Origin of the sequence: Alteromonas sp. LMIT006 (genome assembly GCF_024300645.1) — a bacterium.
In the GTDB taxonomy this organism is placed as follows: Bacteria; Pseudomonadota; Gammaproteobacteria; order Enterobacterales; family Alteromonadaceae; genus Opacimonas; species Opacimonas immobilis.
Genome location: NZ_CP101291.1, coordinates 1,531,645 through 1,553,207, shown reverse-complemented (window position 1 = coordinate 1,553,207; position 21,563 = coordinate 1,531,645). Strand labels below are relative to the sequence as shown.

Genomic DNA, 21,563 nt, shown 5'->3' with positions numbered 1-21,563 from the left:
ATTATTAATAAAATGTGCTATTTTCCGCTGACATTTTGACCAAAATTGGTGCTGGTGTGAATTTCTCACCATGCACTCGAGCAAACGCTTCTAAACGTTCAACTAATGTCGCAATCCCTATGCTATCCATGTAACGGAATGGACCTCCCGTGAATGGCGGAAAGCCTATGCCAAAGATAGCACCGATATCGCCATCGCGCGGAGATTGAATGACCCCTTCATCCAAACACATCGCCGCTTCATTGAGAAGCAAATACACGCTGCGCTGGATAATTTCTTCGCTTTGTAAACGTGCGTCGGGAGTGATATTCAGCAAAGAATAAATCTCGTTATCGACGTTTTTGCCTTTGCTCTGAGCTGAATAATCATAGAAGCCCCGGCTGTTTTTCTTACCTTTGCGATCGTCGTCTAACACCTTGGCAAACGCATCAGGTGAGATGAACCGATCGCCGAATTGAGCTTGTAAAAATGGAATAATCTTGGTTCCAACGTCAATACCCACTTCATCTAACAATTTAACAGGGCCGACTGGAAAGCCAAATTTGACCAAGGTTCGGTCAATTTTATCAATGGGCTCACCATTGAGGATCATTTGCGCGGCTTCAATCATGTAAGGCGCTAAGATGCGATTCACGTAAAAACCAGCTCCATCTTTTACCACTATTGGCGTCTTGCCTTGCGCTTTTGCCACAGCAACCGTTGTCGCAATGGTTTTAGGAGAAGTGCCTGCATGTGGAATGATTTCAGCTAAGGGCATCTTGTCCACTGGAGAGAAGTAATGTAGGCCTATTACCTGCTCTGGACGCACAGCTTTGGCTGCGATATCTCCAATCGGAATAGACGAAGTATTCGATGCAAAAATCGTATGCTCAGCACAATGCGATTCGACATCAGCGACCATCTGTTGTTTGAGTTCTAGGTTTTCAAATACCGCTTCAATCACAACATCAGCATCTTTAAATCCAGAGTAATCGGTCGTACCGGTAATACGTGCCATCTGGGCCTGCATTTCGCTATGTCGCATAATTTTGCGTTTCACACGCTTATTAAGTAGTTGATAAGCCATATTTAAGGCATTTTTGATCCCTTCCGGTGCAATGTCTTTTAAGCGTACTGGTAGTTTAGCTTTGGTTGCTGTGACATAGGCGATACCACCGCCCATTAAGCCTCCTCCTAACACCCCAACTTTATTGACCTTGGCCGGCTCAACACCCTCTACACCGGTTTCCTTTTTCATTTCAGTCGTAGCAAAAAACACACTGCGTAACGCTTTGGATTCACTCGTCATGACTAATTCACCAAACTGTTGTGACTCAATGTCAAGACCTTTGCGTCGGCCTTTGCGCAAGCCCGTCTCGATACAATCGATAATGGCCATAGGAGCCGGATAGTTACCTTGAGTTTTCTTTAACGTTTGCTTACGCGCCTGACTAAATAAGACATTTCGGCCAATAGGAGTTCTTTCTAATAGTTTCTGTACGAGGGTTAGCTTGGGTTTACGACGTTTGGGCTTACCCGCCAGAGCGAGCTCTTGAGCTTTTTCTAACAAAATACTGCGCGGTACAACATGGTCTACGATACCGGCTTTTAGGGCTTGTTTCGGTCGTTGCTGACTTCCGGTAAGCATCATCGTCATGGCTTTTTGCACACTGATCAGCGCTGGTAAACGTTGTGTTCCACCACTGCCGGGAAGCAAACCAAGCTGAACTTCAGGTAGGCCCATTACGGTCTTGCTGTCATCGGAACAGACCCGAATATGACAGGCCAAGGCGAGCTCTAAACCACCGCCTAGTGCAGGTCCATGAATTGCCGCAACCACTGGTTTGGCAAATTGTTCAATACGGTCGAATATATCTTGTCCGCCACGTGCTATGGAGGTGGCCTGTTGCGCCGTTTGACACGCTTCGAGCATGCTGACATCGGCACCGGCAACAAACGAATTATCTTTGCCACTGATGACGACCACACCTTGCACCGAATTATCCTGCTCAAGATCATCTAGCACTTGAGTGATTTGCTCTGAAAACTCGGCTTTTAATACGTTCATCGTTTCATTCGGCACATCGATGCTGACGATAGCAACGCCGTTTTCATTTTTTTGAATGCTAAATGCCTGACTCATTATTCTGTCTCCACTATCATTGCGGCACCGAGGCCACCGGCAGCGCAAGCTGTTAACAATCCGGTGCCCCCACCACGTCGTTGTAATTCATTGAGCATTTGCGTAATCATTCGTGTCCCCGTAGCAGCAAATGGATGGCCATAAGCAATCGAACTGCCCTGTACATTTACCTTATCCATATCAATACTGCCGATGGCTTTATCCCGACCCAGCTTTTCACGCGCAAATTTATCTGACTCGAACATCTTCATATTCGCTAATGCGACGGCAGCAAATGCTTCATGGATTTCAATTAAAGTCAGATCCGATAGTGCCATTCCTGCTCGAGCAAGTGCCAGTGGCGTCGCATAAGAAGGCCCCATTAACATATCTGACCACACATCGATGGCGGCAAAAGCATAACTTTTAATATATCCCAAAGGTGCATAGCCCAATGCCTTGGCTTTGCTTTCATTCATCAGCAAAACAGCCGAAGCACCGTCTGTTAAAGGCGTCGCATTGCCTGCAGTGACTGAACCATAGCGTCGATCAAACGTCGGGCGTAATTTGGCGTATGAATCCAAGACCGAATCCATGCGCACTGTATTATCTTGGGTTACGGCTTTTTTATAGGGTTCAGGATAGGCTGTCATGACTTCTTGAGTCATGTGACCCGCTCGCCAATTTTGCGCCGCCAATGTGTGCGAACGGTGCGCGAGTGCATCTTGCTCAGCTCGAGTAATACCATGAGTCTTGGCCATCTGCTCTGCGGTATCGCCCATGCTCAGTCCCGTAGAATATTCTGCGACCGCAGGCGGCACCGGTATTAAATCCTTAAGCCCTAAACGCTTGAAAATCTGCCAGCGTTGCCCAAATGTTTTGGCTTTTTGCAGATCGACCAGTGCTCGACCTAGCTTTTTACTTACACCAATGGGGGAGACCGAGGTCGAATCAGCGCCGCCCGCAACACCTATATCGATATTCCCAAGCAAAATTGACTCAGCAACATTCACTGTAGATTGAAAACTCGTAGCACAGGCACGCGAAACGGAATAAGCGTCAGTATGAGTCTGCATGCCAGTTCCTAAAACAATCTCTCTGGCAATATTAGGTGCTGCTGGCATTTGGACCACCTGCCCATAGACCAATTGTTGGATCGCTTGCGGATTGATTTCGTTTCGAGTTAATAACTCGTTCACAACCATTTTGCCGAGGTCAACCGCTGGCACACCATGAAAATCGGTCGCCATTTTGACAAAAGGGGTACGTAAGCCAGCTACGATGGCAACGCGATCTCCTTTTTGCGTCTTATTCGTTTGCAATATGCTCATATTATTTCCTGTGCAAGTACTATTTATTTTGATCGTGGAGAGCCCAAACCTAAGTGGTCAGACCTCTAACTCTATGGTCGTATTCTACAAAACTTATGGGGATTTGCCAGTTTTATTTTGGCAATAACACGTTTTGCAACAATTTATCCGCAATAACCCTTTGATTTTATACTCAGAAACCTTATATATACGTGTAAAGTTGATGACGATAAAACAACAAAAAGGAACACGCACAGATGGCGTATACTGATTTTGAGCCTTTACAAGCTTACCTCAATCAACAAGTTGTCGGTCAAACGAGTTTGACGCAAAACATGCTCATCGCATTGTTAGCTGATGGCCACTTACTCGTAGAAGGCCCGCCAGGATTGGCAAAAACTCGTGCCATTAACGCCCTTGCAGATGGGATTGAAGGTGATTTTCATCGTGTGCAATTTACCCCTGATTTATTACCAGCCGATTTAACGGGTACCGATATATTTCGTCCGGAAACGGGTGAATTTGTTTTCCAATCTGGTCCCCTTTTTCACAACTTAGTACTGGCCGACGAAATCAACCGTGCGCCCGCAAAAGTTCAATCCGCTTTGCTAGAAGCTATGGCAGAAAGACAGATAACGGTTGGCAACAAAACCTATGATTTATCCGAATTGTTCTTAGTAATGGCGACGCAAAACCCGTTAGAACAAGAAGGCACTTACCCACTTCCAGAAGCGCAACTAGACCGATTCTTGATGCATATTGAAATTGACTACCCCGATGCGCAAACTGAACTTGAAATACTGCGCCTTACGCGTCGTGAGGATTTACACCAAGGTCAAGCCAAGCCAATGGCGCTCTCGCAGGCGACTATTATGCAAGCGCGCCAAGATGTATTGAGTTTACATGTACAGCCACAAATTGAAGAATATATCGTACAACTGGTCATGGCGACTCGCCATCCTGATAAATACCACAAACAACTCAAAAACTACATAGCGATGGGTGTTTCACCGCGAGCCACCATTGCCCTAGAGCGCTGTGCCAGAGCTCATGCTTACCTGCAAGGTCGGGATTTTGTGGCGCCCGATAACGTGCAAGCGGTGTTTCACAATGTCATGCGACATCGTCTACCTTTGACCTATGAAGCCCAAGCAAATGGTGTATCGGTCAATGGTGTGTTGGACAATATTTTGGCAAACGTCGCGGTGCCCTAACCATGCACACTGCCGCTGCATTATCTGAACTAAAGGCTGCAGATGCCGTGTCTTTGCATATGCCAATGTTGATGGCGTATCAGGGCGTTGTGCAATCGATAGCTTCGAGTATGCGCGCGCGTCGTACCGGACAAATGTCTGGCGGATATCTATCCAAGCATAAAGGTCGTGGGATGGAATTTGATGAAGCTCGTCACTACCAGCCCGGTGATGATATTCGGGCAATTGATTGGCGTGTGACGGCACGAACGGGCAAGGCCCATACCAAAGTTTTTAGAGAAGAGCGAGAACGTCCGGTGTTTTTGCTGTGTGATGTCTCAGCTTCCATGCAGTTTGGTTCATCTTTGCAATTAAAATCTGTATTGGCAGGACATCTCCTCGCATTTCTGGCTTGGCAAGCCAAACATCGTGGTGACCGTATAGGTGGCTTGGTCTTTAACAGTCTCGAGCATCGTGAAATTAAGCCTGCTAATCGCACCGCTACTTTATTGCATTTATTACAACAAACTTGCCACTTGCAGCAAACTCAACCTTTGCAAGTTGACCCAAATCGAGACGCATTAGCTGAAAGCCTAACACGCCTCAGTTACCTTGCAAAACCAGGGTCACAGGTCAATCTCATTAGTGATTTTAACCACCTTGATAATCTCACAAAAGGATTATTGCAGCAATTACGACGACGCTGTGAAGTTCGTTGCTTCGCGATATCGGATCCATTTGAGTCAAATGCTTTAGCTGAGCCGATTCAACTAACGGTTACGGATGGGTATTCCACGGCAGAACGTACGTTCGGTTTAAGTTCGAGCCACGACGTAACGCGAGACGTTGCAGAAACGCTCAAGCAACTTGGTTTGACGGTGTTTTCTCTTGAAACATCAAAAATGCTTGTTGACCAGCTCAATACCTTGCATACATTCCAAGGAGAGGGGTGATGCAAAACCTCACACCTGAAGTGTTCATACCACCACATAACACGCTAACTCCTGAGAACATCGCTTGGTTTCCGCCCTCGTGGTTGTTATCTCTCATCGTGTTGCTGTTAATCGGTTTTATAATATACCTCTGGATAGCCATCAAGCTTTATCGACAACATATCAAGCAACGCAATCATGCACGGCGCGAATTAGCACAATTATTATCTGGCGAAGACTCGTTACAGATGGCGAACCAAATCTTAAAGCGCCTCGCCATTGCCTACTACGGTGAACACATTAAATCTTATACTGGCGAGCAGTGGAGTGAGTTTTTATCTCGTGCTTTAGGTCGTCGCCAGGCCCAGTTTGCCCCCGTTGCAGAGCTTTTAACAACGTCGATTTACCGTGAAGAAATCACCTATACTGAGGCTGCTCACAAAGCCTGCCTACATTGGGTTGATTACGGGATCCCTGGTTTTAACTGGTTGTTGTGCCGCCCATCTAAACGCGAGGTATACCATGCTTAGTTGGTGGGAGAACATGTCTTTTTTATGGGGGTACATGGCATTATTATGGCCAGTACCAATTCTGTTGTTTTGGTTGTTCCGTCACCGCCGCAAACACATCAGTCAAACTAAACCCATCTTCATCCCAGGTTATATGAATATCAGTCAAACCAGTGTGGGAAGCAGTGAGCAGCGTTCGTTATGGCTGCGCTGGTTATTGTTTACAGCGGTTTGGAGTGGTTTGATTTTTGCCTTAATGCGCCCTACTTTTTATGGCGAGCCGATAGCCTTACCACAAGAAGGCCGGGATATGTTCATTGCCGTGGACTTATCTGGCTCAATGCAAACTCAAGATATGGAAGTGAATGGCCAAGCTGTTGACCGTCTGGTCATGGTCAAACACGTTCTGTCCGACTTCATCGCTCAACGGGTTGGGGATCGCCTAGGGTTAATTCTTTTTGCCGATACTGCTTACTTGCAAGCCCCCCTTACCTTTGACCGAGCAACCGTACAGACTTTACTCGATGATACGGTATTAGGTCTGGTTGGGGAATCAACGGCTATAGGTGATGCTATCGGGCTAGCGGCAAAGCGTTTGCAAGGTAGAAACGTCTCCAAAAAAGTACTGATCTTACTGACAGATGGTCAAAATACCGCAGGCAATATTACCCCCGAACAAGCCTTGGAATTAGCCATAGCAGAAAATCTCACCATCTATCCAATCGGTGTTGGCGCTGATCGCATGATTGTAAACTCGCTGTTTGGGCAACGCGCGGTGAACCCTTCGGCAGAATTAGATGAAGTCCTTTTGACGCGTATTGCGAGTGACACAGGTGGTCAATATTTTCGCGCGCGAGACACCCAAGAATTACAGCAAATATATGCCATATTGAACCGCATTGAACCCATTGTGGATGAATCACAAACCATTCGCCCTCAGCGCAGTTTATTCTACTATGGTGTGTTATTTGCTTTATCATGTTTGCTTCTGTGGTGGGGGTTGGCAGCCTGTCAGCGCCAATTCCGTTGGAGATTACCAGTATGAACGTTACCTGGCAATTATGGCTCGAACAATTTCATTTTTTGCGTCCCCAGTGGTTGTGGGTATTGCCATTACTGATTGGTGTTTATGCCATCTTTTGTCGAGCCAAAGCAGAAACGATGTCTGTGAATCGATTATTCAATCCTGTGCTACTGGCCTTTTTGACCCAATCTCAAGCCACCACAAAACATCAAGTGCGCAAACCTCGACATGGTGCCGTCATTACCTGTTTAGTGCTCACCGTGCTAGCCTTAGCTGGCCCGACAGTGCAACAAATTCCCCAGCCAACTTATCAAGCGCAAATCGGGCAAGTTATCGTGATGGATATGTCCTTGTCGATGCGCGCCGGTGATTTAAAACCCAATCGCTTGAGCCAAGCTCGCTACAAAGCAATGGACTATATCAATGCCAATCCAGAAGCCAATATTGGGTTAGTTGCGTACGCTGGGGATGCCTTTGTCATCAGCCCGATCACTCAAGACGGGAAAAATCTCAATGCGTTGATCCCATCATTGCGCCCCGAGCTCATGCCTGTGTTCGGCTCTGAACCACAGTATGCGCTTGAAGCAGCATTTGAATTATTGCAACAAGCAGGTTATCAACAAGGACACATTGTATGGCTGACCGATGGCGTAGATTACGAACAAATACCCTCTTTAACCAAACTACTGCGCAACTCTGAATTCAGTGTCTCGGTCATTGCGGTTGGTACTGAAAATGGAGCACCCATACAACAGCTTAATGGTCAGATGCTCAAAGATAACGCAGGCGCCATTGTGATCCCTAGAGTAGAATATGACGAATTAGCCAAACTTGCACGAGTAGGTCGCGGTGTATTTACGCCATTGTTGCCCAACGAGGATGATATCAATGCTATTAAGAGCACCCTTGAAGCGATTCCAGATAACGTATCGAGTATATTAGAAACACAAAACGACAAATGGTATGAACTTGGGCCATATTTATTACTTCCTGTTTTGGTAGTGTTACTTTGGAGTATGCGCCCACAATGGCTGTTTGTTTTATGCATGGTGTGGTTATTGCCACAAAGCCCTAGCGCAATCGCACAAAGCCAGACGCCCAATGCAATAACTAATGCACTCGTGCCCCCGCCCAGTGCGGCACAAGAGATCCGAGTAAGCGACCCTTTGTCGGTTTTACCAAAACGCTTAAAAAATCGTGCGCAACAAGCACTGGCAGCTTATCAAAACGAAGATTTTGCCCGTGCACAGGAATTATTCGATGACGTGCAATGGCAAGCTAATGCTTTATACCAACAAGGATTGTACGATCAAGCTTTGCCATTATTTGCGCAGGATGAATCAGCGGTAGGTCGCTATAACACAGGTAACGCACTGGCTTCTCTCCAACAATATGAGGAAGCACTTGCCGCTTATGACGCTGCCCTTGCGTTAGATCCCTCATTACAAGTTGCGCAAGACGCTAAAGAAGCGCTTGAATTATTTTTAGAGAATATGCCGCCACAGCAACAATCGCAAGATGGTCAAGACCAAAACTCGGATGAGTCACAAGACCAACAAAATCAGGAACAAGACTCTCAATCTCAAGAGTCTAATTCAGAACAGCCGTCTTCTGATCAACAACCCGAGCAGCAACAAAATAACCAGAACCAAGCTGACGCTAAGCAAAATGAAGCATCACAAGACGAGTCGCAAACTGAATCGCAAACGCAACCAGAACCAAACGAAGATAATGCTGATGACGCATCCCAAAACAATCGAGAAAGCGAATCAGAGCAACACAATGAGACACAAGAACAACCCATGGCGCAAAGTTCGGAACCATTAACTCCCGAACAGAGAGAACAACAAGAGCGTATGCAAAGTTTACTCAATAAAGTGCCTGATGATCCTGGGTACTTACTCAAACGCAAAATGCAACTTGAACATCAACAAAGACAGCGCCAACGCTTACCTAACACCAATAAAAAGGAGTGGTAATCTGTGTTTTACCGACTGCATTATCGATTTTTACTATGCCTGTTTCTGTTTCTAAGCAACCCGGTTTGGGCATTTGATACGCTCACTGCCACGGTTGATAAAAACCCGGTCATGGCGGATGAATCCATCACCTTGACCGTCGTTGCCAATGCCAGTCTGCCTCGTGACGCGTTTGACACCAGTGTGTTAGAAAAGGACTTTAAAGTCATACGCACTTCGGTCTCTTCTCATACTCAGATCATCAACTTGTCTCGTACCATTACGACGACTTGGACGACCTTGTTGTTTCCCCGCCGAGAGGGCTTACTGACCATACCCGCTTTAAACGTAAACAATATCCTTTCTGAACCGATTGAGCTCATGGTCATGCCTGCCAACACGAGCGCTAATCAAGATATGCGGGACATTTTTATGACCGCAGAGTTATTGCCCGAAAGTGGCTATGTTATGCAACAATTTACTTATACGGTAAAACTCTACTTGGCGGTTGAACTAGAGCGAGGCTCATTACAAGTGCAACCGCTTGAAAATGTCATCATGGAACAAATGGGTGAGGACACTGAAGCGAATATTATTCAAAATGGGAAACGCTACCGTATGGTCGAACGCACATACTCCATTATTCCACAAGTTTCTGGCCCGCTGACCATCCCTGCGCCCATTTTTGAAGGTGCTGTACGCACGCGTAATCGCGGCAGCTTTGGCGGATTGTTTAACCCTAGTAAACCCGTAAATCAGCTAGGACCGGAAGTATCACTCGATGTGCAACCGATCCCAGCTAATTATCCACACCCATGGCTGCCAAGTGAATTTGTGCAGATCAATGAAGAATGGTCTGATGCAACAGATAACTTTGTCGTAGGTGAGCCCATTACGCGCACCATTACATTATCCGCTCTTGGCGTCGACAAGTCGCTTTTGCCAGATTTAGAACCGCGTTTACCGCCAGACGTCAAAGCGTATTCTGATCAAGCACAGGTCAATTCAATTGTTAAAGATAACAACGTCATTTCACAACGCGTTGAAACTTATGCGCTGGTACCGAGTCGTGCAGGGTCATTTGTTCTGCCAGACATTAAAGTCCCTTGGTTTAATACACTGACAGGCACAACCGAGTTTGCCAGTATTCCCGCACGCAGTATTCAGGTCAAGCCAAATCCAGCAACAGCGCAAACCAATCTTCAACCGGTATTACCGCAAACTGTTGTATTACCTCCTGCAGCAACAGTTCAAGGCACATTAGACACCGTTTGGTATCAACGCGTATTGTATTGGCAAGTATTAAGTGGTGTTTTGTTGATTCTTCTGTTTTGGGCATTACTAACGCGCCCCGCCCGCAGTATCGCTCGAGTAAAAACAAAGAAACCGGAAGAACGTTCGTTGGAAGAAACCACTCAATTCAAATATTTACTCAACGCGATAAAAGCAGAGCAAGCCGATACGGTGGAACACGCTTTACAAAACTGGCTAATGTGCTGGTATCCGAAGCAAGCTAAGCTTGTTCAATACATTCCCTTAGTCAAAGACGATGAGTTTAGCCAATGGTTAAATATGTTTTATGCACAGCGCTACCAACATGGCACGCTGAGCACAGCAGATTATCAAACGATAACCGTTTGGGCGACGACTCACCGTAAGCAACTGCTTAAACAAACATCTAGCAACGGCTTGCCGGCTCTTTATCCGAACACTTAGCCAACACTTACATTATATGACTTAAAAAAATAACAGGAGAACACTGATGCCAACAAAAACGACTCTAAGTGCGATCAGTTTAGCAATCATTTTAGGCACGGCCGGGTGTAGCGAAGCCCCAAGGTCAACAACGGCCTCAACTGCACAACCACAAGCCTCTGCTCAAAGCATAGCGCTGAATGAGTTTTTTGCGCAAAGCTACCAAGAAGATTTGGCCAGCTCCCCAATTCGTCAGTCTTATCAAGGGCTCAAAGACAACTACGACCAATGGGACGATATCAGCGATGCGGCGACAAATGAAGACATTGCGCGTTTGCAAGCTCGTCTGGCCAAGGCACGGCAGTTTGACCGCAATGGTTTATCGCAACAAGAACAACTTAGTTTAGATATCTACATCATGGATATCGAGCGTCAACTCGCCAACGATGCATTTCGTTACCATACGTACATCATTAATCAGTTTTGGGGCGCACACACTTTTGTGCCGAGTTTCTTAATCAATATTCATCGTATTAGTGAAGTCAGTGATGCAGACGCATACATCACTCGACTCAACGGTGTAGAGTCCTTTTTCGACCAGTTAATTACGCAACTGCGTTTGCGTGAGGAAGCGGGAGTATTTCCTCCAAAATGGTCATACGACCAAATGTTGCAAGCCGCGCGTAACGTGATCAGCGGCGCTCCCTTCGTGGAAGGCGAGCAAGATTCGACTATATGGGCAGACTTTCAGAAAAAAGTAGCAACCCTAGACCTGTCAGACGCTGAGCGCAATCGTTTACTTGACCAAGCCCGAAGTGCCTTAATCAACAAGGTTCTGCCGGCTTACGAAAAGCTCATGAGCGAATTAACCAAGCAACGTCTATTGAGCCCTGAAGGCGATGGCGTGTGGCGCTTACCTGATGGAGATAAGTGGTATCAAAATCGCTTAGCATGGTACACCACAACCGATTTAACCGCAGAAGAAATCCATGAACTCGGTTTATATCACGTCCAACGCATTCATAACGATATGCGTCAAATCATGGCACAAGTGGGTTTTGCTGGCAGTTTGTCAGAATTCTTTGACTTTATGCGTACCGATCCGCAATTTTATTATGAAGATAGCGATGCCGGTCGTGAGGCTTACATGCGAGATGCCAAGGCATATATCGATGCGATGGAGCAAAAAATCCCAGAGTATTTTGGGCTCATTCCCAAAGCGGAGATGATCATTAAGCGCGTCGAGCCGTTCCGCGAACAATCGGCAGGTAAAGCGTTTTATCAATCGCCATCGCAAGACGGCTCACGACCGGGTATCTATTACGCGAATTTATATGACATGAGTGTCATGCCTTCTTATCAAATGGAAGCGTTGGCCTATCACGAAGGGATCCCCGGACACCATATGCAGCGTGCAATCACTCAAGAGTTAGAAGGGATCCCAGAATTTCAAAAATACGCATCGTTTACCGCCTACACCGAAGGCTGGGGCTTATATACAGAAGAGTTACCAAAGGAAATGGGCTTTTATCAAGACCCTTATTCTGACTTTGGCCGTTTGGCAATGGAGTTATGGCGAGCCTGTCGCTTAGTCGTCGACACAGGCCTTCATGCCAAACGCTGGTCACGCAAAGAAGCCATCGCGTATCTCGTAGAGAATACGCCAAACTCTGAATACGATGCGGTCAAGGCGATTGAGCGTTATATTGCGTTACCCGGCCAAGCTACCGCTTACATGATAGGCAAACTGGAGATCCAAAAGTTACGCGCCAAAGCAGAAGCTGAATTAGGGGACCAATTTGACCTCAAAGGCTTCCATGATGAAGTACTGAAGGACGGGCCCGTGCCGCTCAATATATTGGCGCAAAAGATAGATAACTGGATTGCGGCGCGGTAAGTATCTTGGGTGGATGCCTGTAGGATTGCACCACCCTGCCCAACTTCGCTATACTCGGGTTATTAATAAAAATAATAACTCGAGAATTCGATGCAATTTGAAGTCCTTCTATCACTCGCCATTTATTTTATTGCCATGCTCGGCATAGGTCTGTTTGCCTATCGCAACGCCAGTTCTGATATGGAAGGCTACTTATTGGGTGGGCGTAAACTGTCACCTGCAGTGGTCGCTCTGTCTGCAGGGGCTTCGGACATGAGTGGCTGGATGTTACTTGGATTACCTGGCGCCATGTATATCTCAGGGGTATCGAGTAGCTGGATAGCGATTGGTTTAGTGCTGGGCGCATGGTGTAATTATTTGTATGTCGCACCGCGTTTACGTGTTTACACGCAAGTCGCCAATAATGCCATTACCATTCCAGATTATTTTGCTGAACGCTTTGCGGATTCATCACACATCTTGCGTATCGTATCGGCGATTGTCATTATTTTGTTTTTTACTTTGTACACATCATCTGGAATTGTCGCCGGTGGTAAGTTATTTGATTCCTCCTTTGGCTTAGCCTATGAATATGGGGTGCTGATTACCGCTGGTGTAGTGGTCACCTATACCCTATTTGGTGGTTTTATGGCGGTCTCGCTCACTGACTTTGTGCAAGGCTGCTTAATGCTCATTGCTTTGGTATTAGTGCCAACTGTGGTGATCTTTGAACTCGGTGGTGTTGGCGATACCATTTCAGCAATTAACGCCATTGATAGTAACTATTTTTCTTTATTTACTGCGGTAGGCAGTAGTGAAGCACTGTCGGCAATTGCCATCGTATCTTTGATGTCTTGGGGTTTGGGCTACTTTGGACAACCGCATATCATCGTTCGTTTTATGGCAATACGCCATGTCAGTGATATGCCAACGGCACGTAAAGTCGGTATGTCATGGATGATTATTGCCTTGTTCGGCGCATTGAGTACTGGGCTATTTGGTATGGCGTATGTGGCAGGAACATCCTTGACCTTAGACGATCCGGAAACCGTCTTCATCGTCCTATCACAAGTATTATTCCATCCTTTAATTGCTGGATTTTTATTAGCCGCAATTTTGGCGGCCATTATGAGTACGATTTCCTCACAATTACTGGTGACCTCAAGTTCACTTATCTCTGATATCTACGAAGCACTATGGCGCAAAAATGCTTCAGACAAAGAACTTGTTATCGCTTCACGCCTTGCCGTGCTTTCTGTCGCCTTATGCGCGGTCGCCATTTCCTTTGGCGAGAATCAGTCGATTTTGAACTTAGTCAGTAATGCATGGGCAGGATTTGGTGCCGCCTTTGGGCCATTGATTTTACTGAGTTTATATTGGTCTAAACTCTCACGTGATGGCGCCATTGCCGGGATGCTCATGGGCACGTTTGTGACATTACTTTGGATCTATGGTCCAATTACTATTGATGGGGTTCCTTCAGGAAATTGGTTGTATGGTATTGTGCCGGGTTTCATCGCCAATCTTATTACGTTAGTCATTGTCAGTAAATTACGCCCTCAAGGAACGGGTAAGTTATCGACACACTTTACACAAATGGAAGAAAAATTGGCGGAGTAAACAACATAGATATAGATATTTGGTCTATCTATAACAAAAAGCTATTAACTTAGTTCCATATCATATACCACATTTAACTTACTAATAGCCAAATGACATTTATCAAATGATGTGATGAGTGTTATTTTTATAAGCATAGAATCTTTTAGTATATTGAATGGAAATCACCCACATGTCTGATGTCGTGACACACCTTAAACAGCTCGAAGCTGAAAGCATCCATATTTTCCGAGAAGTCGCCGCAGAATTTGATAATCCTGTGATGCTGTATTCGGTGGGTAAGGATTCCTCTGTTTTATTACACCTAGCACGCAAAGCGTTTGCGCCAGGTAAGATCCCCTTCCCACTCTTGCATGTTGATACAACTTGGAAGTTTCGTGAAATGATTGAATTTCGTGATCGCATGGCGCGTGAACACGATTTGGATTTGCTCGTTCACATCAACCAAGAAGGGGTGGACGCAGGCGTGAATCCATTTTCTGTTGGCAGTGCCAAACACACGGACATCATGAAAACGGTTGCTCTCAAACAAGCGCTAGACAAGCATCAGTTTGATGCTGCCTTCGGCGGTGCCCGTCGCGATGAAGAAAAGTCTCGTGCTAAAGAACGCGTGTTTTCATTTCGCGATAACAACCATCGCTGGGATCCCAAAAACCAACGCCCAGAGCTATGGAATATTTACAACGCCCAAGTCAACAAAGGCGAAAGCATTCGTGTTTTCCCAATGTCGAACTGGACAGAGTTAGACATCTGGCAATACATTTATCTTGAAGGTATCGAAATTCCAGAGTTGTATCTCGCCAAACCTCGCCCTGTGGTAGAGCGTGATGGTGTCTTGATCATGGTCGATGACGACCGAATGCCATTGGAGGCCGGCGAAGAGCCGATGATGAAGTCCGTGCGCTTTAGAACGCTAGGCTGTTATCCACTAACCGGCGCTGTGGAATCTGAAGCACAAACGTTGCCGGAGGTCATTCAAGAGATGCTTTTAACCAAAACCTCAGAACGCCAAGGACGTGTGATTGACCACGACTCAAGTGGTTCTATGGAGAAGAAAAAAATGGAAGGATACTTTTAATGAGTGAGAACATCGTATGGCATCAGCATGAGGCGGATAAAGCTTCCCGCGCGGCGCAAAAAGGCCAGACCCCACGCGTATTGTGGCTAACGGGTTTAAGTGGTTCGGGCAAATCCACTCTTGCCAACTTGTTAGAACAGAAACTTGTGTCTGCCAACAAGCATACCTATTTGCTTGATGGTGACAATGTGCGTCATGGATTATGTGGGGATTTGGGCTTTTCTGACAAAGATCGCGTCGAAAACATTCGCCGTATCAGCGAAGTCGCTAAGTTATTTGTCGATTCGGGCACACTCGTATTAACCGCATTCATTTCACCATTTGCTGCGGATCGCAATTACTGTCGAGGGATTTTGGAAGACGGCGAGTTCATCGAAATTTTTGTCGATACCCCGCTCGAGATTTGTGAAGCACGTGACCCCAAAGGCCTGTACAAAAAAGCCCGCAGTGGAGATATTCCGCATTTTACAGGGATTGATTCAGCGTATGAAGCGCCGACCAACCCAGAGATCCATCTGACTTATCAAGACGAATCCGCACAAGAAACGGTGGAGCGTTTATTCAACATGCTAGTGGCTGAGGGATATGTATAATATGAGTTATGCGACCCAAGACCTAGCCGAAAAAGTCAGCGTCATTGCTAAAAAAGCCGGCGATGCGATTTTAGCGATTTACGAGCGTGATTTTGCCGTGTATGACAAGTCAGACAGCTCACCTTTGACCGAAGCGGACTTAGCTGCGCACAAGGTCATTTGCCAAGGCCTTGAAGGCATAAGTGATTTACCGATTTTATCGGAAGAATCTGCCTCTATCGATTGGTCAGAGCGCCAAAGCTGGACATCATATTGGCTAGTCGATCCACTAGATGGCACCAAAGAGTTCATCAAAAAAAATGGTGAGTTCACGGTGAACATTGCCCTAATTGAAAATGGCAAACCCACTTTAGGTGTGGTTTACGCACCTGTCTTAGACATATTTTATGTCGGGGTAAACGACTCAGCCTATACCATAGAGCAAGGAACCCAAAGGGCCATTAGCATTGCTGATAAAGCGTCTGCGACGCAATATAATGTCGTTGGCTCGCGTTCACACGCATCCCCAGAGACAACGGCGTTTTTGGACGCATTGGATAAGCCAGCTGAGCTGGTCGCCATGGGCAGTTCGTTAAAATTATGTTTGGTCGCCACTGGGCAAGCACATTTTTATCCGCGCTTAGGCCCAACCTCTGAATGGGATACGGCTGCTGCGCATGCCGTTGCGTTAGCTGCCGGCGCCATGGTCAAAGCCTTTAGCGTTGAGGATATTCCGGTCGCAGTGACCACCCCTGAATCGTTATCTGATTTGGTATATAACCAAAAAGAATCTTTATTAAACCCGTATTTTTTAGTGAGTTGCTAACATGGAACATCGTAATACCTTATTAGAAACTGATATTCACGCCTATTTGGCGCAACACGAAAGCAAAGATATGTTGCGCTTTTTAACCTGTGGCAGCGTCGATGACGGCAAATCCACACTGATTGGTCGCTTGTTGCATGACTCCAAGATGATTTATGAAGATCAGCTTGCTGCCATCACCAAGGACAGTAAAAAAGTCGGTACCACTGGCGAAAAAGTGGACCTAGCGCTACTTGTAGATGGTCTACAGTCAGAGCGTGAACAAGGCATCACGATTGATGTGGCGTATCGTTATTTTTCAACTGACAAACGCAAATTCATCATCGCCGATACCCCTGGACACGAGCAATACACGCGTAACATGGTGACAGGCGCGTCTACTTGTGACCTTGCGATTATCTTGGTCGATGCCCGTGCCGGGGTGAAAACCCAAACCAAACGTCACTCGTTTTTAGTCTCGTTATTGGGCATTAAAAACGTCATTGTCGCCGTCAACAAAATGGACTTGATGGATTATTCAGAAAACATCTACTCTCAAATCAAAGAAGATTACTTGGCGTTTGCCGAAAACCTTGCGATTAAGAATATTCAGTTTATTCCCATGTCAGCGCTTGAAGGTGATAACGTCGTCAACTTATCATCAAATACGCCATGGTATACGGGACAGACGATGATGGACATGCTCAACACCATCGAAGTCGACAAAACCGTCAATCACGATGACTTTCGTTTCCCAGTTCAATACGTTAACCGTCCGCATCTGAACTATCGGGGTTTTGCCGGTACGATTGTGTCTGGCGATATTGCGGTGGGTGATGCGGTCACGGCACTGCCATCTGGTAAAACCTCCACGGTCAAATCCATCGATACCTTTGATGCTGAGCTTGAGAGTGCAAAAGCCGGGGCGGCGGTGACGCTCACACTCAACGATGAAATTGATATTTCGCGTGGCGATATGATTGTGAAAACGGATAATCAGCCATTCTTAAACAGCAGTTTTGCGGCACACCTGGTCTGGATGGACGAGGCAGCCATGATCCCAAACAAGCAATACAACATCAAATTTGCCACGCAAAAAGTCGCTGGTGCCATCAGCAACATCGATTACTTAATTGATGTAAACACATTGGAGCAAACTCAGGGCGTGCATTTGCAACTCAACGAGATTGCTAAAGTGGACTTGAAACTCACTCAAGCAGTTGCCTGTGATCCTTACACGCGCAACCGTAAAACTGGCGCGTTTATCGTCATTGATCGTTTAACCAATGCCACTGTGGGTGCAGGAATGATTATTTCACAGAATCAGTCTGAAGCATCGAATCAACACGCGTTCAGTGAGTTTGAAGTGGAAATGAACGCCTTAGTACGCAAGCACTTCCCACACTGGGAAGCGATTGACATTACTAAACTCAAGTAAATGTCGCTGAGTCAGTTCCTCGTACTGCTTATTTTCTTAGGCACAATCACCTCATTGATTGTGTCTAAGAAACGTCCGTCTGTGATTTTTGGTACGGCGACTCTGGCGTTGATGCTGACACAAACCATTGATATCGAGGATGTGTTAACCAATGCGACAAACCCCGGATTGGTCACTCTTCTTTTGTTACTGATTATCAGCCATGCAATTGATAAAACAGCCCTTCTCAAACGGGTTGCGCGTAAACTGATTACGGCTAACTTCAAAGCGTCCTATTTGCGTTTATTTGGCATCAGCTTTTTTAGCTCGGCATTGCTGAACAATACCGCGATTGTTGCCTCACTGATTGGCTCAGTCAAACAAAACCAGCATCACTTGGCTTCTAAGCTACTTATTCCATTATCATTCTCTGCCATTTTGGGCGGAACCGTAACGCTTATTGGGACATCAACCAACCTCATCGTGCACAGTTTTTTGCAGGACAAAGGCCATCCTGGTTTTGCGTTTTATGACTTTACGCTATTTGGGATGACGGCCGGTTTAGTATGTGGCGTTTTGCTATACCTGTTGCGCGGGTGGCTTCCGGAGATCAATCTCAAAGGTAGTGCAGAGCAAGAATATTTGCTTGAAGCTGATGTTGCCCCTGACTCTGAGCTGGTTGGTTTGAGTATCGAAGACAATCATTTGCGCAATCTACCTGAGTTATTCCTGGTCGAGATAGTGCGCCATGGCAACACCATCTCCCCAGTTTCACCAGATGAGGTGATTGTGGCGGGCGATAAATTGATTTTTAACGGCAATGTCAAAAACGTCGATGCGTTGTCGCATATCAAGGGGTTGGAGCTATTTGCAGAGAATTCAGGGCTCATGCGTTCAGAGTTAAGCGAAGTGGTTATCTCGAACCGCTCTTCATTGATTGGTTCAACCCTCAAGCGCTCAGGATTTCGCGCCTTGTTTGATGCGGCGGTGGTGGCCATTCGCCGAGATGGCGAGCAGCTCTCTGGAAAGCTTGGCGAAGTCAAACTGCAGTCGGGTGATTTTTTGTTATTGGCAACAGGACCTGATTTTCATCAGCGCAACAACTTAAATAAACACTTTTTCATCGTCTCTGAGCAAACCATTCAACGCAAACTCTCGACTCGCCAAGATTGGCTAACCATGTTGGGTTTTGGGACAGTCATCGCTCTAGCTGCGTTTGAAATAGTGCCGTTATTAGTCGGTTTATTGTTTCTCTTGGCGGTTCTTGGTTTAGCCGGTGTGACCTCACACGCCGAGATCAAGCGCAATATTCCCTTGAATGTGATGGTGGTAATAGTGGGTGCCTTGTCACTGGCAACAGGGATGGAAAACGCAGGGCTTTTTGCTTTACTCACCGAGACATTAACGCCGTTAATTAATGGCCACTCGATGTTCATCGCATTAGTAGTCGTGTATTTTTTAACACTCTTATTAACAGAATTTGTCACGAATAATGCTGCGGCGGCATTGATGTTTCCGTTTGCATGGGTATTAGTAGAAGCCCTCGGAGCGCCGATTCTGCCCTTTGCGTTGGCGGTGGCATTTGCGGCAAGTGCCAGTTTTATCACCCCTTATGGCTATCAAACTAACTTACTCGTGCACAATGCTGGGCAATACCGGTATATGGATTTTGTCAAAATCGGCTTACCCATATCACTGTGTTATTCGACGATTGTGTTGAGTCTGTTGGCTTGGGTGCATTTGTAAAAAAACGCGATGGTTATCCCAACCATCGCGTCAACTAACACACTTTAAATCGGTAGCTATTTTAAAAACTCTTTGGGTTTGACTAACCACTCCTTGCCTTTTAGCATTCCTTCCCAATACATTGGCGGCAGAATTTTTTCTTTTAATAACCAGGCTAAGTGGGACGGCTGTGTTCCATTAATGAGCCAATTTGGGAACGTCGGTAACATTTTGCCACCATAACCAAACTCAGCCAGAATGATTTTGCCTTTTTCAACTGTTAATGGACAGGAACCGTAGCCGTTATAGATGGCGCGTTTTTCATACAAACCCATGTCACATAAGACATTATTAGCCACAATAGGAGCTTGCACTCGTGCTGCAGCCGCTGTTTTGGCATTAGGTGCATTCATCGCATCACCTAAGCCATAGATATTGTTATACTTTTTATGCTGCAACGTGGACTGATCGACATCAACCCACCCAGCTTCATCGGCCAAAGGACTGACTTTAATGAAGTCAGGAGCCGATTGCGGAGGAGCAACGTGTAACATATCAAAGGCAACTTCCACTAACTCATCGGATGCCCCCTCTCCAGTTTGCTTAAAATACGCCCGTTTATTAGGACCATCAACTTTGACTAAGTTGTGCGTAAACTGAAGGCTTGCTTGATACTTTTCAACGTATTTCATCAAGCTTGGGACATACTCTTTGACCCCAAACAGAACAGGACCAGCGTTGTAAAATTCGACATCAATCTTGCCCAATACACCACTTGATAACCAATGGTCGCATGATAAATACATGGCCTTTTGTGGCGCACCAGCACATTTGATAGGCATTGGTGGTTGCGTAAATACCGCTTTTCCACCCTGTAAACCTTGTACGAGTTCCCATGTATAAGGGGCCAAATCAAAACGATAATTGGAAGTTACTCCATTTTTACCTAATGTTTCTGAAAGGCCTTCAATTTTGTGCCAATCTAATTTTAATCCTGGGCAGACAATAAGGTGTTTGTATGAAACAGTATGACACCCATCAAGGAGCACACAGTTTTTGTCTGGTTCAAATGCTGACACTGCATTTTTGATCCAAGTCACACCTTTTGGGATCAGAGATGACAGCGTTTTAACCGTTTGTTCTGGAGTAAAGACCCCAGCACCCACCATAGTCCAACCTGGCTGATAATAATGGATATCGGCAGGATCAATCACCGCGATATTAACATCCGGTTTACGCGCCAAAATGCTAGAGCATACTGCAACTCCTGCAGCACCAGCACCCACTACCACAATATCAAATTCACGATCAGTTTGTTGAGTTGGCGTCACTCCACCATTCACGATACGTCGCACCACACCTGACATATCATATCCCGCGTTTTTTGCCGTCTGTAAAATCTCAACGGTACTCATTTCTGTTGCTTGAGCCAATGACCAAACTGTCGTACAGCGCGTGCCGGTTCGACAATAGGCAAACATCGGTTTAGGTAAATCCGACATTAATTGCTTGAAGGTCTGTGCGTCTTCATCAGTGACTTTACCACTGGTAACAGGTTGATGCACCGCCTGTAAACCAAGTTCCTCGGCTATCGATTGTATCTCTGCAAAATTGACTTGATCTGCCCCTTCTCCATCAGGTCGATGACACACCAGTGACTTAAATCCCATCTCAGCTAGAGTTCGTACATCATCTATTGTAATTTGCGGGGATACAGATAAATCTTTGGTCAATATTTTGATATCCAT

General features: G+C 46.0%; 16 protein-coding genes. 13 read left to right on the top strand and 3 right to left on the bottom strand.

Going from position 1 to position 21,563, the window contains the following annotated elements:
• Nucleotides 1-4: 4 nt before the first annotated feature.
• The gene (gene fadJ, locus NLG07_RS07285; protein ID WP_254854819.1) at nt 5-2,122 is read right to left on the bottom strand and encodes a fatty acid oxidation complex subunit alpha FadJ; all 2,118 of its coding nucleotides are present in this window, start codon (nt 2,120-2,122) and stop codon (nt 5-7) included.
• Entirely contained in the window at nt 2,122-3,432 is a 1,311-nt protein-coding gene (gene fadI / locus NLG07_RS07280; protein ID WP_254854818.1) for an acetyl-CoA C-acyltransferase FadI, read from the bottom strand. The genes fadJ and fadI overlap by 1 nt, the downstream gene beginning before the upstream one ends.
• Before the next feature lie 236 nt (nt 3,433-3,668).
• Between fadI and NLG07_RS07275 the strand changes: the two genes are divergently transcribed.
• The 13 genes from NLG07_RS07275 (at nt 3,669) to NLG07_RS07215 (ending at nt 19,836) form a co-directional block, all read left to right on the top strand.
• Nucleotides 3,669-4,625, top strand: a complete 957-nt coding sequence (locus tag NLG07_RS07275; RefSeq protein WP_254854817.1) for a MoxR family ATPase — start codon at nt 3,669-3,671, stop codon at nt 4,623-4,625.
• Between the two features lie 2 nt (nt 4,626-4,627).
• Nucleotides 4,628-5,557 carry a DUF58 domain-containing protein gene (locus NLG07_RS07270; RefSeq protein WP_254854816.1) on the top strand — a complete coding sequence of 310 codons (930 nt, stop codon included), beginning with the start codon at nt 4,628-4,630 and terminating at the stop codon, nt 5,555-5,557.
• On the top strand, nt 5,557-6,066 hold the full coding sequence (locus tag NLG07_RS07265) for a DUF4381 domain-containing protein (protein ID WP_254854815.1): 510 nt from the start codon (nt 5,557-5,559) through the stop codon (nt 6,064-6,066). Before NLG07_RS07270 ends, NLG07_RS07265 begins: the two co-directional genes overlap by 1 nt.
• A gap of 13 nt (nt 6,067-6,079) precedes the next feature.
• Complete coding sequence (locus tag NLG07_RS07260) at nt 6,080-7,090, top strand: VWA domain-containing protein (protein WP_254854814.1); 1,011 nt, start codon at nt 6,080-6,082, stop codon at nt 7,088-7,090.
• Entirely contained in the window at nt 7,087-9,048 is a 1,962-nt protein-coding gene (locus tag NLG07_RS07255) for a VWA domain-containing protein (protein WP_254854813.1), read from the top strand. Before NLG07_RS07260 ends, NLG07_RS07255 begins: the two co-directional genes overlap by 4 nt.
• Before the next feature lie 3 nt (nt 9,049-9,051).
• A complete protein-coding gene (locus NLG07_RS07250; protein WP_254854812.1) occupies nt 9,052-10,743 on the top strand; it encodes a BatD family protein in 1,692 nt (563 codons plus the stop codon).
• A 46-nt stretch (nt 10,744-10,789) separates the two neighbouring features.
• On the top strand, nt 10,790-12,619 hold the full coding sequence (locus NLG07_RS07245; protein ID WP_254854811.1) for a DUF885 family protein: 1,830 nt from the start codon (nt 10,790-10,792) through the stop codon (nt 12,617-12,619).
• A gap of 90 nt (nt 12,620-12,709) precedes the next feature.
• Nucleotides 12,710-14,218 (top strand): sodium/proline symporter PutP, encoded by a 1,509-nt coding sequence (putP, locus tag NLG07_RS07240; RefSeq protein ID WP_254854810.1) that lies wholly within the window; start codon nt 12,710-12,712, stop codon nt 14,216-14,218.
• Between the two features lie 172 nt (nt 14,219-14,390).
• On the top strand, nt 14,391-15,296 hold the full coding sequence (gene cysD / locus NLG07_RS07235; RefSeq protein ID WP_254854809.1) for a sulfate adenylyltransferase subunit CysD: 906 nt from the start codon (nt 14,391-14,393) through the stop codon (nt 15,294-15,296).
• Nucleotides 15,296-15,889 (top strand): adenylyl-sulfate kinase, encoded by a 594-nt coding sequence (cysC, locus tag NLG07_RS07230; RefSeq protein WP_254854808.1) that lies wholly within the window; start codon nt 15,296-15,298, stop codon nt 15,887-15,889. Before cysD ends, cysC begins: the two co-directional genes overlap by 1 nt.
• On the top strand, nt 15,882-16,694 hold the full coding sequence (gene cysQ / locus NLG07_RS07225) for a 3'(2'),5'-bisphosphate nucleotidase CysQ (protein WP_254854807.1): 813 nt from the start codon (nt 15,882-15,884) through the stop codon (nt 16,692-16,694). The genes cysC and cysQ overlap by 8 nt, the downstream gene beginning before the upstream one ends.
• Before the next feature lies 1 nt (nt 16,695).
• Nucleotides 16,696-18,111 carry a sulfate adenylyltransferase subunit CysN gene (gene cysN, locus NLG07_RS07220; protein WP_254854806.1) on the top strand — a complete coding sequence of 472 codons (1,416 nt, stop codon included), beginning with the start codon at nt 16,696-16,698 and terminating at the stop codon, nt 18,109-18,111.
• Nucleotides 18,112-19,836: an SLC13 family permease gene (locus NLG07_RS07215; protein WP_254854805.1), complete on the top strand. Its 1,725-nt coding sequence runs from the start codon at nt 18,112-18,114 to the stop codon at nt 19,834-19,836.
• A gap of 56 nt (nt 19,837-19,892) precedes the next feature.
• On the opposite strand, the gene NLG07_RS07210 is transcribed toward NLG07_RS07215, so the two are convergent.
• Entirely contained in the window at nt 19,893-21,563 is a 1,671-nt protein-coding gene (locus NLG07_RS07210; protein WP_254854804.1) for a bifunctional protein tyrosine phosphatase family protein/NAD(P)/FAD-dependent oxidoreductase, read from the bottom strand.

Bases quoted from the DNA above. Each gene is read 5' to 3' on its own strand.
- fadJ (WP_254854819.1), bottom strand. From the start codon at position 2,122: ATGAGTCAGGCATTTAGCATTCAAAAAAATGAAAACGGCGTTGCTATC.
- fadI (WP_254854818.1), bottom strand. From the start codon at position 3,432: ATGAGCATATTGCAAACGAATAAGACGCAAAAAGGAGATCGCGTTGCC.
- NLG07_RS07275 (WP_254854817.1), top strand. From the start codon at position 3,669: ATGGCGTATACTGATTTTGAGCCTTTACAAGCTTACCTCAATCAACAA.
- NLG07_RS07270 (WP_254854816.1), top strand. From the start codon at position 4,628: ATGCACACTGCCGCTGCATTATCTGAACTAAAGGCTGCAGATGCCGTG.
- NLG07_RS07265 (WP_254854815.1), top strand. From the start codon at position 5,557: ATGCAAAACCTCACACCTGAAGTGTTCATACCACCACATAACACGCTA.
- NLG07_RS07260 (WP_254854814.1), top strand. From the start codon at position 6,080: ATGTCTTTTTTATGGGGGTACATGGCATTATTATGGCCAGTACCAATT.
- NLG07_RS07255 (WP_254854813.1), top strand. From the start codon at position 7,087: ATGAACGTTACCTGGCAATTATGGCTCGAACAATTTCATTTTTTGCGT.
- NLG07_RS07245 (WP_254854811.1), top strand. From the start codon at position 10,790: ATGCCAACAAAAACGACTCTAAGTGCGATCAGTTTAGCAATCATTTTA.
- putP (WP_254854810.1), top strand. From the start codon at position 12,710: ATGCAATTTGAAGTCCTTCTATCACTCGCCATTTATTTTATTGCCATG.
- cysD (WP_254854809.1), top strand. From the start codon at position 14,391: ATGTCTGATGTCGTGACACACCTTAAACAGCTCGAAGCTGAAAGCATC.
- cysC (WP_254854808.1), top strand. From the start codon at position 15,296: ATGAGTGAGAACATCGTATGGCATCAGCATGAGGCGGATAAAGCTTCC.
- cysQ (WP_254854807.1), top strand. From the start codon at position 15,882: ATGTATAATATGAGTTATGCGACCCAAGACCTAGCCGAAAAAGTCAGC.
- cysN (WP_254854806.1), top strand. From the start codon at position 16,696: ATGGAACATCGTAATACCTTATTAGAAACTGATATTCACGCCTATTTG.
- NLG07_RS07215 (WP_254854805.1), top strand. From the start codon at position 18,112: ATGTCGCTGAGTCAGTTCCTCGTACTGCTTATTTTCTTAGGCACAATC.
- NLG07_RS07210 (WP_254854804.1), bottom strand. From the start codon at position 21,563: ATGGATATCAAAATATTGACCAAAGATTTATCTGTATCCCCGCAAATT.